Source organism: Affinundibacterium nitidum (genome assembly GCF_014284155.1).
GTDB classification, from domain to species: Bacteria; Pseudomonadota; Gammaproteobacteria; order Burkholderiales; family Burkholderiaceae_D; genus Undibacterium; species Undibacterium nitidum.
Window position 1 is genome coordinate 812,379 of the sequence record NZ_JACOFZ010000001.1, and the last position, 15,085, is coordinate 827,463.

At 46.0% G+C, this 15,085-nt stretch carries 13 protein-coding genes; 8 read left to right on the forward strand and 5 right to left on the reverse strand.

Translation table 11 applies throughout. The features are described from left to right. The first annotated feature begins 10 nt into the window (after window positions 1-10). Complete coding sequence (locus H8K36_RS19580; RefSeq protein WP_186915055.1) at window positions 11-832, forward strand: rhodanese-like domain-containing protein; 822 nt, start codon at window positions 11-13, stop codon at window positions 830-832. A 104-nt stretch (window positions 833-936) separates the two neighbouring features. Further along, window positions 937-2,874 (forward strand): GAF domain-containing sensor histidine kinase, encoded by a 1,938-nt coding sequence (locus tag H8K36_RS03545; RefSeq protein WP_186915054.1) that lies wholly within the window; start codon window positions 937-939, stop codon window positions 2,872-2,874. 10 nt (window positions 2,875-2,884) lie between these two features. Here the strand turns inward: H8K36_RS03545 and H8K36_RS03550 are convergent, their stop codons facing one another. Further along, on the reverse strand, window positions 2,885-4,402 hold the full coding sequence (locus tag H8K36_RS03550) for a response regulator (RefSeq protein ID WP_186915053.1): 1,518 nt from the start codon (window positions 4,400-4,402) through the stop codon (window positions 2,885-2,887). A 311-nt stretch (window positions 4,403-4,713) separates the two neighbouring features. On the opposite strand from H8K36_RS03550, the gene H8K36_RS03555 reads away from it, so the two are divergent. Beyond that, complete coding sequence (locus H8K36_RS03555) at window positions 4,714-5,499, forward strand: IclR family transcriptional regulator (RefSeq protein ID WP_186915052.1); 786 nt, start codon at window positions 4,714-4,716, stop codon at window positions 5,497-5,499. 64 nt (window positions 5,500-5,563) lie between these two features. Here the strand turns inward: H8K36_RS03555 and lepB are convergent, their stop codons facing one another. From lepB to tkt, 4 genes are all read right to left on the reverse strand, one after another. Further along, window positions 5,564-6,253, reverse strand: a complete 690-nt coding sequence (gene lepB / locus H8K36_RS03560) for a signal peptidase I (RefSeq protein WP_186915051.1) — start codon at window positions 6,251-6,253, stop codon at window positions 5,564-5,566. Window positions 6,254-6,511: 258 nt separating this feature from the next. Next, window positions 6,512-7,525 carry a type I glyceraldehyde-3-phosphate dehydrogenase gene (gap, locus tag H8K36_RS03565; RefSeq protein WP_186915050.1) on the reverse strand — a complete coding sequence of 338 codons (1,014 nt, stop codon included), beginning with the start codon at window positions 7,523-7,525 and terminating at the stop codon, window positions 6,512-6,514. A 116-nt stretch (window positions 7,526-7,641) separates the two neighbouring features. Continuing rightward, window positions 7,642-8,226 (reverse strand): GNAT family N-acetyltransferase, encoded by a 585-nt coding sequence (locus H8K36_RS03570; RefSeq protein ID WP_222611103.1) that lies wholly within the window; start codon window positions 8,224-8,226, stop codon window positions 7,642-7,644. Between the two features lie 52 nt (window positions 8,227-8,278). Beyond that, window positions 8,279-10,282 (reverse strand): transketolase, encoded by a 2,004-nt coding sequence (tkt, locus tag H8K36_RS03575; protein WP_186915049.1) that lies wholly within the window; start codon window positions 10,280-10,282, stop codon window positions 8,279-8,281. 187 nt (window positions 10,283-10,469) lie between these two features. On the opposite strand from tkt, the gene speE reads away from it, so the two are divergent. From speE to H8K36_RS03600, 5 genes are all read left to right on the forward strand, one after another. Continuing rightward, the gene (speE, locus tag H8K36_RS03580) at window positions 10,470-11,705 is read left to right on the forward strand and encodes a polyamine aminopropyltransferase (protein WP_186915048.1); all 1,236 of its coding nucleotides are present in this window, start codon (window positions 10,470-10,472) and stop codon (window positions 11,703-11,705) included. Between the two features lie 136 nt (window positions 11,706-11,841). After that, the gene (locus tag H8K36_RS03585; protein WP_186915047.1) at window positions 11,842-12,285 is read left to right on the forward strand and encodes a hypothetical protein; all 444 of its coding nucleotides are present in this window, start codon (window positions 11,842-11,844) and stop codon (window positions 12,283-12,285) included. Between the two features lie 2 nt (window positions 12,286-12,287). Further along, window positions 12,288-13,418: a glutathionylspermidine synthase family protein gene (locus H8K36_RS03590; RefSeq protein ID WP_186915046.1), complete on the forward strand. Its 1,131-nt coding sequence runs from the start codon at window positions 12,288-12,290 to the stop codon at window positions 13,416-13,418. A 45-nt stretch (window positions 13,419-13,463) separates the two neighbouring features. Beyond that, on the forward strand, window positions 13,464-13,871 hold the full coding sequence (locus tag H8K36_RS03595; RefSeq protein WP_222611104.1) for a DUF350 domain-containing protein: 408 nt from the start codon (window positions 13,464-13,466) through the stop codon (window positions 13,869-13,871). Window positions 13,872-13,920: 49 nt separating this feature from the next. Next, a complete protein-coding gene (locus tag H8K36_RS03600) occupies window positions 13,921-14,646 on the forward strand; it encodes a 16S rRNA (uracil(1498)-N(3))-methyltransferase (RefSeq protein WP_186915045.1) in 726 nt (241 codons plus the stop codon). Window positions 14,647-15,085 lie beyond the last annotated feature (439 nt).

Here is a 15,085-nt window from a genome sequence, read left to right on the forward strand (position 1 = left end):
AAGCGCATGTGTGACGGTTAAATCCATCTACCCAGAAACCGTAAAGCTCAATGAACAACAACAAAAGGCATTTAAGAGCTACGAAGATGTGAAAGGCAACAAAGCCTTCCTCGCTTCGGAAAATGGCGCCTACGCAACCTTCAGTAGTGACGTCGCAAACTCTGGACTGCTTCGCTATACGTTTTCCGAATGCCAGAAAAAAGCATCCGCACCGTGTCAAATAATTGGCTTGAATGGTACGGATTACCTCAAAGAATATGCCAAATTTTCTAACGCCTCGGCCAATGCAATTTCACGTATGAAAATACGTTCTGAACAATATCGTTTGGTCGAACAGCAAGATTGGTTGATGCCCGAACCCGATGGTCCAAGAATAATCGATGAAGGCGTTCATTTTGCTACGCCCACACAAGTCAAGGCTGCGAAAACCATCGATACTGCAAGCTTGGTTGAACTGATTAAGGCAGAGAAAATCGTCTTAATTCATGCAACCATGCTGGCCGACTCGGACTCCGAGACAATCCCAAATGCGCATGTGTTTGATAGTGCAGGCATTGTCTACGGCCAACAAAGTAATAAGCACCAGCTTGATGACTCAAGCATCAAGAATTTGGAAATCATCATGAGGAAAATCGCACCAGAAAAGAACCAAGCGATTGCTGTATTCTGTGCATCACCAGAGTGCTGGATGAGCTTAAATACCATTATGAGACTTCATGATTTGGGCTATACGAATTTGCATTGGTATCGAGGCGGGCTGACAGCATGGATGGTCGCTCAACTCCCAACTGTTAAAGCCGTTCCATTTGCAACAGTTTGGGCGAAACAATAGTCTTATTTTTCCACAAGCATCAACAATGTTTTTCATTTCTTGGGATTTAGTCTAAGCTCTCTCGGTAGAAGCCAATCAAGCTTGTTTTCGTTGGGAGAGCTGACATGAAAAACCGCTTAGAACGTCTCGAAGCCGTGCAGGCGATGGTACTCGAGATCGGTCGTCTCTCTTCACATACCTCCGATATACGTGAATTCATTCAAGCAATTCACCTTGCCTTGTCGCGCATCATGTATGCCGCCAACTTCTATATTGCTCTCTACGACAGAGATGAAAATGCCGTGCGCTTCGCCTATTTTGTCGACGAAGTCGATGACGCTCCCGACCCTGAAGAAAGATTCAAACTCGATGAATCAGGCTATTCATTTACGAAGTGGGTAATTCTAAATAAGAAAGAAATGATCGTCACTGCAGAAGAGGACGAACAACTCACTTCGCTACCAGAACTTAAGGGCGTCACTGGAACACGCTCTGAGCATTGGATGGGTTATCCTTTGATCGATCATCAGAAAGATTGCCTTGGTGCGATGGTGATTCAAAGTTATGATCAACGCCATCTCTACACACATGAAGATCAAGCACTGTTTCAATTGATCGCTGGGCATGTTTCAAACGCCTTACAACAGTTCCAAAGTGTTGATCGATTGGAGAAGGCAGTATCAGAAAGAACGGCGCTTCTAAAATATGAAATTAGTGAACGGCGACGCTCTGAACAAATCCAAAAAGCGCTCTACTCGATCGCTGAGCTATCATTCTCAGTTGCGGACGCGGATGAACTATATGGCAATATCCACGCCATCGTCGACAGCCTCATTACTGCAAAAAATTTCATGGTTGCGCTCTACCACGCAGAGACCGAGGAGATTAGCGTACAGTATTTCATCGATGAAAAAGATGAACTTCCGGCGATGCATCGCTTCCCCCTTGGCATGGGCATGACATCCTTCGTAATACATAGCGGAAAGGCTCAACTCATCGATCAATCTCGCTTACAAGATCTCATCGCACAAGGTGACATTAAACAGGTGCTCGGTGGCGCAGATACCCAAAGCTGGATAGGTGTTCCGATATTAATCAACGAGCTCATCTACGGTGTCATCATCGTTCAAAGCTATGATGCAAAAAATAAATATTCTGAGAATGATATGGAGTTACTGGTGTATGTCGCTAGCCATATCGCCGTGGCCATTGATCGATTAAATTCAGAACGCAATCTACTCGAAACCAAAGCAGACTTAGAACAGCAGAACAACGCACTCAATAGCGCGTTACTTGCCTTGCGTGAAGCTCAATCTGAGTTGGTTCGCAAGGAGAAAATGGCCTCACTCGGCGGGCTTGTCGCAGGCGTCGCCCATGAGATCAATACACCGCTCGGGATCTGTGTCACTGCCACAACGCATTTGATTGAAGAGCTTCGACTCACACGTCGCGATATTGATGCAGAAAAATTCGACGACCGCCATAGAGCTCAATTCCTCGACGTGCTTGAACAATCCTTGCGCATTTTGAATGCCAATACAAAACGTGCGGCCTCGTTAGTGAGAAGCTTCAAACAGGTTGCCGTTGACCAAACGTCGGACGACAAACGAGAGTTTTACTTAGAGTCTTATCTGAATGAAATCATGGTCTCACTACAACCAAAACTCAAAGGAAAAAACGTAGAAATTCATATTGATTGTCCCAACGACCTCAAGATTAACAGCCATCCAGGCGCGCTCTCACAGATCGTTACTAATTTTGTAGTCAATTCGCTCAACCATGGCTTCGAGCAAACTAAAGAGGGACAAATTCATTTACGTTTGCAGAGACTTGATAGTCACCTTCTTTTTGAATATGAAGACAATGGCAAAGGGATGGAACAAGAGGAGCTGGAAAAATTATTTGATCCGTTTTACACAACCAAACGAGGTCAAGGTGGTAGCGGCTTGGGGGCTCACATCGTCTTCAACTTAGTCACGGGCCTACTTCACGGTAGCATTAGAGCCTCAAGTCAGCCTGGAAAAGGTTTGCTCTACCAAATACGCATTCCGATCGAGACATGAGCAAATAAATCTAGTCTGGGAAGCGCTCGTTAATCTCGACGGCGCGATCGACATTTTGAACCAAGAGTTCCACAAATCTCGGATCAAGATGGCTACCACTGACATTCTTTAGATGAGCCACAACTTCGTCGATTGGCCACGCTGGTTTGTAACAGCGGCTATGCATCAATGCATCAAACACATCGGCCACTGCCACAATACGGGCATAAATATGAATTTCCTCCCCTGCCAAGCCTTGAGGATATCCGCTTCCATCGTATTTTTCGTGGTGTTGATGCGCGATGATCGATGCTGCTTTCAAAATTGGGCGATGCGAGCCATGCAGAATAGACATACCCACTTGCGGATGCAAACGCATAATGTCCCACTCCCCTGCATCGAGCTTGCCTGGCTTGAGCAAAACAGAATCTGGTGTGGCAATCTTCCCGATGTCATGCATAGGAGCAGCCTGTTTCAAGACGGCGGCTTCGTCAGCATCCATGCCTGAGGCAATCGCTAGCAAATGACAAACTTCCGCCATACGGCGAACATGATTACCAGCCTCGGGGGATCGTGATTCAACCACATCACCAAGACGCATAATTAACTCGCCTTGGGTATCGCTAATCTCTTGGTTCAATAGGATGTTATCGAACGCAATGGCAACACCTGATGAAAACACTTCCAGCAATTTCGAATCAATTTCGCTAACCTTATCCACTCCCTGCAACACCAACAATGAAGCTTTTCCGCTTTGATTCGGGAAGTAACCAACATAGGTATCGCCATATAAACGAGAGATACGGTTGACGGTTGCCTCATTTAAATGCCGCAATAGTTCGGAACTGAACAACTGATGATCGTCATCAAAATTTCCAATCTTTGCTAAGACCTCATAACGATTTTCACCAGAGACACCACTTGCTCCCCGTAAGCGCAGCAACATACTCTTTTCTAAGCGCAGTAAGGCAACGACTTGCTGCAGCAAGCCATTGGCAAAATCATGCATATTGCGTTGTTGGTATATGTGAGCGGAAGCCTCAATCACCCGTTCAAGACCTTCGCGATAAGTCACTTGAAAACGCCTAGCCTCTTCTACAGTAAAGATGTCGCGATAGGCGCGCAACGCAGCGAAAGTCGTAGTGAAAAGTTTGGTGCGATCTAATTCTGTTTTTTCTTTGTAGTCATTGATATCGTAGTCAACGATAACACTTTCCTCTGGGGCCTGGCCGGGTTGGCCTGTGCGAAGCACGATACGCGTAAATTGGTTTTTCAAGTCTTGGCGCATCCATCGCGCAACTTCGAGCCCAGCATCTTCTGTCTCCATCACAACATCGAGAAACACCAAAGCGATGTCAGGTTCGCGACTCAAAATTGCTTTCGCCTCTGGTCCACTATAGGCATCAAAGAACTGCAGCCCTCGTCCATCAAGTTCGAAGCGATGCAGTGTGAGTTTGGTGACATCATGTATATCAGGCTCATCATCCACCAAGAGAATTTTCCATGGTGAAGAACGAAACGAGGTTGACATCACAGCAGTATTAGTCATAGCGTACACTTCCCTAATTCTCAAAGAGTAAGGCAAAAGCAAACTGAAACCTGCAAATTAACGAGCGAAGCTTTTTGCATATTACACCCAAGCAATGATGCTGGGGTGAAATCATCAGAAATTTCCAGGGGAGACACAAACTAGAGTTTTTTCCCAACACATGCCAACTCTTTCCGATCTTTTGCTGCATATCTTTCTCATATTCCATAATAATCGGAGAAAAAAATCGATGACTAGAGTCGAATTCCTAGGCATTTGATTTCACAATGTGGTATAACATTGTTTAATTATTGCATTGCACCATCCACATCATGAAAAATGACGCTCCCGTAAGTGATAAAACTTCGATTCAAGTAATCGAGCGCATGGTCTCTTTGTTAGATGCGCTCTCTCGTTATCAAGACCCTGTCAGCCTGAAAGAGTTGGCAAGCGTGACAGGCTTACACCCTTCTACAACCCACCGTATTTTGAATGACCTAGTGATCACGCGATTTGTCGACCGTGCAGATACTGGCACCTATCGACTAGGTATGCGGCTGTTGGAATTAGGTAATATTGTCAAGAGCCGTCTGGATGTCCGTGAAGCGGCACTCGAATTCATGCGTAACTTACATCGCATTACAAACCAAACGATTAATCTCTCGGTAAGGCAAGGTGATGAAATTGTTTATATTGACCGTGCGTTTTCGGAACGTTCGGGCATGCAGGTTGTGCGCGCGATTGGTGGCCGTGCGCCCTTACATCTGACCTCTACTGGAAAGCTCTTTCTTTCCATCGATGAACCCAAAGCTTTGCGTGCCTATATCACCCGCACAGGCCTTGCTGGACACAACAAAAATTCGATTACCGATGTTTCCAAATTAGAGCGTGAGTTAGCCTCTGTGCGAGCCAACGGCTATGCCCGTGACAATGAAGAACTGGAACTTGGAGTGCGATGCATGGCAGCGGGCATACACGACGATACTGGAAAAATGATTGCAGGGCTATCGATTTCAGCACCTGCAGATCGGCTACAAGAGGCATGGCTTGGTGATTTGATGAGTACTGCGGCACAAATCTCAGCTGCACTTGGTTACGTCCCCAAAATCAGTAAATAGCCCCCCTGAAATACAAAAGGCTGCCATTGAAACAGGCAGCCTTTTATATTTGGTCGATCGCTATTTATTGTGCGACTCGCGCACCGATACGGTCAAATCGCGGCATGTAGTTGTTTTCATAATCAAGTGAGAACATCAGGCGACTGACGCGACCGGTAATCAACTCGCGTTTCACGAAATGAAAATAACGTGAATCGCGGCTGTTATCGCGATTATCACCGAGCATCACATACTGACCTTCTGGGATCGTCGTCGGTGCAAACGATTGTATGGACTGATAGACTTCAGGCATGACAATGATGTTGTGATGTAAGTCGCCAAGTGTTTCGGTGAAAACACGTTGGCTGAGTTCATATTTTGGTGTCAGATAATCACGTGGCACGTCAGGCACTTCTTGATAGTGTGCCTCGTCACCATTGATAATGAGCTTGCGATCGCGCATTTCTATCGTATCGCCAGGCAAGCCGATGACCCGCTTGACCAATCTAGTACCATCTTCCGGTGAGAAAAACGTGACGATGTCACCACGTTGAGGATTGCCCACTTGCTTAATAACGATATCGGTAAACGGTACACGAATATCATAAGCAATGCGATTAGCAATCACGCGATCTCCTTCAAGCAAATGCGGATACATCGAACTCGAAGGCACGACATACCAGTCAGCCAAGGCACTACGCATAAAAATCATGCCAAAAACTAAAATCAAGAATCCTTTGTTTTCACGCACCAATTGACGAATATGTAAAGTCATAACAAACCTTTATGAAAAAACTGCTAGCGATGCTTACCGAACCCAAGTTACGACAAAACTCCGCCAAACTTAACGTCGCACAGTATAGACAAAAAAAAGCCCCGATAGTTCGGGGCTTTTCTCTAAAACTACTCAAAAATTCAATTTCGGGGATGCAGCGCTAGGCGCCAATCCTGCAAATTCGACATCAATACTCAAGTATTGCGAGGACCGCCGTTGCAGCACCTACAACGCGATGCGCCCCACAATTGGATTTTCTTATTTAGCGTGCATCAGAGCTACAGTCGTATCTAACATACGGTTAGAGAAACCCCACTCATTGTCATACCAAGAAGATACTTTAACCAAACGACCGTTCACTTTAGTCAATGTTTCGTCGTAAGTAGAAGATGCCGGGTTGTGGTTGAAGTCAACAGACACCAACGGTGCTTTGTTGTAATCCAAAATGCCTTTCAAGGCACCTTCAGATGCTTCTTTCAATACTTTGTTGATTTCTTCGACTGTGGTGTCGCGCTTAGCGATGAAAGTCAAATCGACAACAGAAACATTGATGGTTGGTACGCGCATCGCGTAACCGTCCAATTTGCCATTCAACTCTGGCAATACCAAACCTACGGCTGCAGCTGCACCTGTTTTAGTTGGGATCATGCTCATGGTTGCAGAACGCGCACGGCGCAAGTCTTCGTGCATCACGTCTGTCAAAACTTGGTCATTCGTGTACGCGTGAATAGTCGTCATCAAACCACTTTCGATACCGATCGCATCGTTCAATGGTTTTGCTAATGGTGCTAAGCAGTTTGTTGTGCAAGATGCATTAGAGATAACGGTATCTGTTGCTTTCAACACGCCGTGGTTAACGCCATACACCACTGTTGCATCAACATCTTTACCGCCTGGTGCAGAAATGATGACTTTCTTCGCGCCGCCGGCCAAGTGGGCAGATGCTTTCTCTTTTGTTGTGAAGAAGCCTGTGCATTCCAACACAACGTCAACATTCAATTCACCCCAAGGGATATTCGCTGGATTACGTTCTGCGAATACTTTGATTTTGTCGCCATTAACGATCATTGTGTCACCTTCAACACTGACTGTGCCTGGGAACTTACCGTGGGCTGTGTCGTAACGTGTCAAATGCGCGTTAGATTCCGCGTTACCCAAATCGTTAATTGCAACGATTTGAATTTCATTCTTAAACTTACCACCTTCGTAATGTGCACGCAGGATGTTACGGCCGATACGGCCATAGCCGTTAATTGCAACGCGAATCGTCATGGTTCAATCTCCAAAAAGACAAACAGCAATAAAAAAATAAAACAAAAAAAATTCTGAACATCTGGCAACAAACCTGTTTTGACCTGCCACCACAGCTTACTTAAATCAACAACAGTTTATTGAAGTGCGTTCGGAAACGGCAAGGCATCTGCCGCCGCTAACAGCACACTTAAGTCATTCCAGCCATAACCGACTTCCGTCAGGTCTAAGCCGTCCCAGCTAAAATCTTGCTCGATGAGGATCTCACCACCGAGCTCTTCATAAAAGTTGCGTGCTGGAGAATTGCCATCAATCACCCAAATCACACAACCATGGCAACCCATCTCTTGTAAAGAACGAGCCGCCTTGTGCATCATGCGTTTTCCGATACCGCAACGCTGCCATTGTGGGCGGATATAAATCGCGTTGATTTCACCGTCCTTGCCTAACTTAGGTTCTGGCAATTTAATCACTGAGACGAAACCAATCACTTCGTCATCACTGATCGCGACGTACACACGCAAACTATCTTCTTTGGCAGGCAAGGCCTGCAAAATCGTCCGCCATTGCAACACATTTTCTTCCATCTGCATATTGTCCAAATAGGTATCTGGAATCATGCCGCGGTAAGTGGTACGCCAGGCTTCAATGCGAATTGCGGCAATGGCTTCGGCGTCTGCCAAATTCGCTTTTCGCAATTGAATTTCCTTAATCTTACTCATATTCGTTATCGACTTATTAGTTAACGTCAAGTTAAGCTCAGTTTGCCAACGTTTAAGCTAACACAGCTTTAACTGTGGCAACGACGTTGTCGACCGTGAAGCCAAAGTGCTTGAATAACACGCCTGCTGGAGCAGATTCACCGAAAGTATCGATACCGACAACCGCACCTTCCAAGCCCACATACTTATGCCAGAATGCTGTCACACCCGCTTCGATCGCCACACGTGGCAGGCCTTTACCCAAGACGCTTAATTGGTAAGCTTTGTCTTGACGATCAAACACATCAGTCGAAGGCATAGACACGACGCGTGCTGGAATACCTTGTGCGGCCAATTCTGCAGCGGACTTCACCGCCAATTCGATTTCAGAACCTGTCGCGATCAACACCACTTTCGCGTCAGCCGCATCTTGCAGAATATAACCACCACGCGCGATATCAGCGACTTGTTGCGCTGTACGCTCTTGGAATGGCAAATTTTGACGAGAGAAAATTAAAGTGGATGGGCCATCATTGCGTTTGATCGCTTCAGCCCATGCAACGGTGGATTCAGTCGTATCGCATGGACGCCAGTTATCCAAATTCGGAATCAAACGCATGCTAGAGATATGTTCAACGGATTGATGCGTAGGACCATCTTCACCCAAACCGATGGAGTCGTGCGTGAACACAAACAAACTACGAATCTTCATTAAGGCCGCCATACGAATCGCATTGCGGCTGTAATCAGAGAAGGTCAAAAAGGTTGCGCCGAATGGCAAATAACCACCATGTAAAGCGATACCGTTCATGATCGCGCTCATACCAAACTCACGCACGCCATAGTTGATATGATTACCCGCTTGGTTTGCACGTACCGCCACGCATTCTTTCCAATTCGTTAAATTCGAACCAGTCAAATCAGCAGAGCCGCCCAAGAATTCTGGCAGACTTGGTGCGAAAGCTTGAATTGCATTTTGACTGGCCTTACGTGTAGCAATTGTCTCTTTCTTCTCAACTACGTTTGCAACCGCTGCTTTGACAACATCGTCAAAGTTCGCTGGCAAGACACTATTCATACGACGTGTCAAATCAGCGGCTTTAGCTGGATAAGCTGCGGTATAAGCGGCAAACGTCGCATTCCATTCTGCTTCCGCTTTCGCGCCATCAGCTTTTGCATCCCATGCGCTATACACATCTGCTGGTACTTCAAATGGTGGATAGTTCCAATCGATATTCGCGCGCACGGCTGCAACTTCTTTGTCACCCAATGCGGCACCATGCACATTGTGTGTGCCTTCCATATTCGGAGAACCCTTACCAATTACAGTACGGCAGCAAATCAAGGTCGGCTTTTCAGAGGCTTTTGCAGCGATAATTGCTTGATTAACTGCTGCAACATTGTGTCCATCCACACCACGAATCACATTCCAACCATAGGCTTCAAAACGCGCAGGTGTGTCGTCGGTGAACCAGCCTTCGACATGGCCGTCGATGGAAATACCGTTGTCATCCCAGAATGCAGTTAATTTATTCAGCTTCCATGTACCAGCCAAAGAACAAGCTTCGTGCGAAATGCCTTCCATCAAACAGCCGTCGCCCATGAACACCCAAGTGCGGTGGTCGACGATGTTCGCGCCATCGACATTGAATTCCGCTGCCAATAATTTTTCGGCGAGCGCCATACCCACCGCGTTGGTGATACCTTGACCTAACGGTCCTGTGGTTGTTTCCACGCCTGGTGTGATATGCACTTCAGGATGACCCGCTGTTTTGGAATGCAACTGACGGAAGTTACTAATCTCAGACATAGGCAAGTCATAACCTGTCAAATGTAACAATGAGTAATGCAACATGGAGCCGTGGCCATTCGACAAAACGAAACGATCACGATTCACCCATTTTGGATTTGTTGGGTTATGACGATAGTGACCAGCCCACAAGGCAACTGCAATCTCTGCCATCCCCATTGGAGCGCCAGGATGACCAGAGTTGGCTTTTTGAACAGCGTCCATAGACAATGCGCGGATCGCATTGGCCATCTTAGAAGTGATTTCAGGCTGGAAAGTGGATGTCATAGCGGCAGAGAATAAAGTTAAGAAATCGGTTGTAGCAGTCGCTAATCGAATGAAACACTTCGAGCAGACCACGTTTCGGTGAAATGTTGCTCAAAATCATTCATTTAATTAACAAAGTCCGTTATTTTACCAGAGCAGCTCGCTGCAGAATACAATTGCGACTTTCGCATCATTTAAGAATAAAAATATGGAAGGCTTACATCTCACTGCCGACTGCTTCGAATGCCAAGCTAACGAGCTCCTTTTGACGAATCATCAACATTGCGCTCCTCTATTACGTAAAATCACGGAAGACGCCGGTCTGACCATCGTTGGAGAAAAGTTCTACCCCTTCGTTCATGAAGACGGTAAAGCAGCTGGATTCACGGGCACACTGCTTCTTGCAGAATCTCATATAGCCATCCATACATGGCCAGAAAAAGCAGCCGCAACCCTAGACGTTTATGTCTGTAATTTTGAAAATGATAATAGCGAGAAAGCCAGAACAATCGTTGACCTAATCATTCAACTACTTCAGCCCAAGCGGACATTGCGACAAGAATTACTGCGTGGTGTTCCAAGTGAAGTTCCTCAGACAAAAATAACTGAAAGACTGAGCCCTTTCACGTCGATGCAAACGGCGGCGACACAAAGCCTTGTCGCAAAACAAAGCGAATTTCAGCAAATTGAAATTGCTGAGACTCCAGAATTTGGCAAAATAATGCGCATCGACGGCGCCTTGATGACATCGGAAAAGGATGAGTTTTTCTATCACGAAGCACTGGTCCACCCGGCATCTATATGCATAGGAGGTCCAGAATCTGCGCTCATTATTGGCGGTGGGGATGGCGGATCAACTGAAGAGTTGTTGAAATATGATTCGATCAAGAACATTCTCTTATGTGAAATCGATGCCCAGGTTGTTGAGATCGCACGTCAACATTTATGTTCAATCCATCACAACGCATTCGATGATGGCAGAGTCAACATTCAGCATAGAGATGGCTTCGCATTTATCGAAGAATGCACGCAAAAATTCGACTTGATATTGCTGGATCTAACAGACCCGATCGCTCCAAACGGCAGCAATTTAGCGGAATCATGTTTCAGTGGCAATTTCTTCGACGCTTGCTATGAAAAGCTCAATGATGCTGGGGCACTTGTACTCCACTTGGGCAGCAGGTTTTATCATCCAAATCGATACCTTTCTAGCCTAGAGAAACTCAACGCTCGTTTCGACCTTGTGCGCCCCTATTCGGTATTTATACCTTTATATGGCGCTCTATGGGGGATGGCGGTCGCCCTCAAAGATGTTCGAAAATCCACCATTCAAGATCCACTCAACATGAGCGAAGACGAAATCAATCTTGCACTGCAACAGCACCAACTTAAAGCACTTCAGTACTACTCAGCGCAAACCCACGTTGCGATGTTCAGAATTTAGTTCAGGATGCGGCCGAATAAAAATTGATGCATAACAACGACAACGGTAAAACATTTAATTTAAGACCAATGTCTTGGTTATGCCTAAGTATTACAATCAAGCGCTTCAATATCGAGAAAAACAAAAAGGACGAAGTATGAGTCAACAATTCAAGCGCAGGGCATCAAAAACATTGCCCCTATTGTTGGTAACATCCGCAGCGGTGGTCAACCTAACTGGATGCGGAGATGACGAGCCTAACTCCAATCTTGCCACTGTTCGGGATGAATACAAAAGTCTCGAAGATTGTGTGCAAGATTGGGGTAGTAGCGTTCCTTGTGAGCCCCAAAAAGCTCCAGAAGGAAGCTCCTCGCTTTCGAACACTGGCAATACTAGTGGCAGTCATATCTATTCTGGGCACTACTTCGGCCCATCTTACTATGATGGCCATCGTGATGTCGCTCAACGCAGTTTTCTAGGCAGCAAATTTGATAGCTCAACCGCACACGTTAGCGATAGAGCGGTAAGTCGAAGCGTGACTCGCTCTGTGAGCAGAGGCGGCTTTGGCTCGAGCTCTCGCGGTTTCTCGGGCGGAGGTTAAGCATGATTCGTGAGTCTTTACAGCCACGAAAAGATTGGCAACAACAATTCGAAGATCTTGGTTTTTCATATCATTCGATTGATGGTCTATATTGGGATGAGCGTTATGCATATCGATTCAATGCCCAACAGATCGATGTTCTAGAACAAGCAACGATAGATTTACACCAAATGTGCTTGCAGGCCGTTGATCATGTTGTACGCCACGGGCAAATTGAAAAATTTGCGGTGCCACGTTCGTTCTGGTCCGAAGTTGAAGAGAGCTGGCGCGACAAAGAGTTCTCATTGTATGGCCGCTTCGATTTGAGTTGGAATGGCAGCGGTGCGCCGAAAATGTTGGAATACAATGCCGACACGCCAACGGGTTTAGTCGAATCTTCAGTCGCACAATGGTATTGGCTACAAGATGTTCATCCGAACGCCGATCAATTTAATTCCTTACACGAAAAATTAATCGAGCAATGGAAAAAATTTGATGGCAAAGGTGTCATACATTTCGCCTCCGCAGACAGTGAAGAGGATATAGGCAACCTTTCCTACCTAAGGGATACGGCTATCCAAGCTGGATTTGCAACCAAACAAAACTTGATCAGCGATATTGGTTGGGATGAGGCGAATGCCGAACTGGTCGACGCAAATGACACCAAAATCGAGAATCTTTTCAAGCTATATCCATGGGAATGGTTAAGTCGCGAGCAATTTGCAAATCATCTATTGTCTCGGCCCGCTCGCATTATTGAACCTGCATGGAAGATGATTTTATCGAATAAGGCCATTCTTCCAGTACTATGGGAGATGTTTCCAAATCATCCAAATTTACTTCCTGCATTCGCTGAGTCTTGGCGCATTAGTGGCAATTTCGTAAAAAAACCTCTACTTTCTCGCGAGGGTGAAAATATTTCGATATACGCCGATGGCGAAGTAATGCACACACCCGGCGAATATGGAGATGAGGGATACATTTACCAAGCATTTGCGCCACAACCGAAATTTGATGATGGCATTACGCCCGCCTACACTTCAATCGGCTCCTGGATTGTCGGCGACGAAGCCGCCGGTATCGGCATCCGCGAAGACGAAACTCTGATTACGAAAAATACGAGCCGTTTCGTTCCCCATTACTTTGTTGAATAACACACTCGACGAAATCAATAATTGAATCTATCAAGAGAGCACAACATGAATATGCAATTTTTTTCCGAAGGCTTAATCGCGTTTGCAAGTCACTTTGCTTCTTCACTTGCATTTTTATTTCTATTCATCGCGGTATATATCAGAATCACACCCTACAAAGAGATTGCCCTTATTCGCGAAGGCAATACCGCTGCCGCAGCAAGTCTTTCAGGAGCAGTTCTCGGCTACTGTGTTGCGCTTGCGTCGTCGGTTGCCCATAGCATTGACTTACTTGATATGTTGGTTTGGGGAAGTATCGCCTTGTTCGTTCAGCTTCTCGCTTTTTTCGCAACTCGACTCATGCTTCCAGATCTCATGAAAGACGTTCCTCAAAACAAACTCGCATCGGGAATTTTCTTGGGCGCTATCAGCCTTGGCATGGGAATACTCAATGCTGCTTGTCAAAGCTATTGAGATGCAATTGGAAAAATTATCCATCACATTATTTTTTTAAACTAAAGATATGCCACGTTTTTACTGCGCTTTGCCGCTCCATGTTGGTGCGACCATTGATCTGCCCGAAGAGATCGCCCATCACTTGTTCGTTTTACGCCTTCAAGTCGGAGACAAAATTGAACTATTTAATGGCGAAGGTGGTTCGTATGTATCTGTACTCAATGAGATAGGAAAAAAACGCGCAAATGCTGAAATTAAGCTGCATCTAACTCAAGAGTGCGAATTGCCTTTTGGCCTCAGTCTAGCTCAAGCGCTACCGGAAGGTTCGAAGATGGATTGGATTATCGAAAAAGCAGTTGAACTCGGCGTTGGGTCGATTCAACCCCTTGCTGCACAACGCAGTGTGGTCAAACTCAATGCGGAACGTGCTGAGAAGAAAGCACGCCACTGGCAAAGCATCATTACAGCTGCAAGCGAGCAATGTGGACGGAATCGAATAGCACAGCTTGGTGAGCTTATTGATGTACAAAAATGGTTGCAGCAGCAAGACATGCATAAGCGTATTTTATTGACACCCCGCGCAAATCAATCACTTGCGGACTGGGCACGTCACCATCCTCCACAAGCAGTCACCATTATGGTCGGGCCGGAAGGTGGATTTTCAGAGGCGGAAGAAGATTTTGCAGTTCAACATGGTGCGATGGCGCTCAGTATGGGCCCCCGAATTCTCCGCACTGAAACCGCTGGCCTAAGTGCCATCGCGATACTCAGTTCTGCTTGGGGTGGCATGTAAGAAATATTTCGAGCATCAGTTCGAATTGCACGGCAATGGTGCATCAATATCAGATTATTTCCGAATAAAAACAAATTACTTACTTTGTTACGAATCGAAACAATTAATTAACATATCTTGTTGCTTCCACTCCGCGTTCACCCGTGTAGTTCTGTGAGACATCGCTATAATGTTGAATAGTCTCTATCTTTAATCCACGCATACTCGACGGGTTCACAGTGAATTACATTGCTCAATCAAAAATTATTCTTAGTAGTCTCATCTTTGGCCTTGCACTAACTCTTAGCGCGTGTGGCGGTAATGCCGACACCAACGCGAAGACCTCATCAGTTGTTGCAATGAGCGGTCCACCAGCTGCAGCGCCAGCGAGTTCAATTGCAACTTTTACCGATCCTCGAAACAATTACTCAATTAAACGGACGGCCTCCAGTTTTACGTT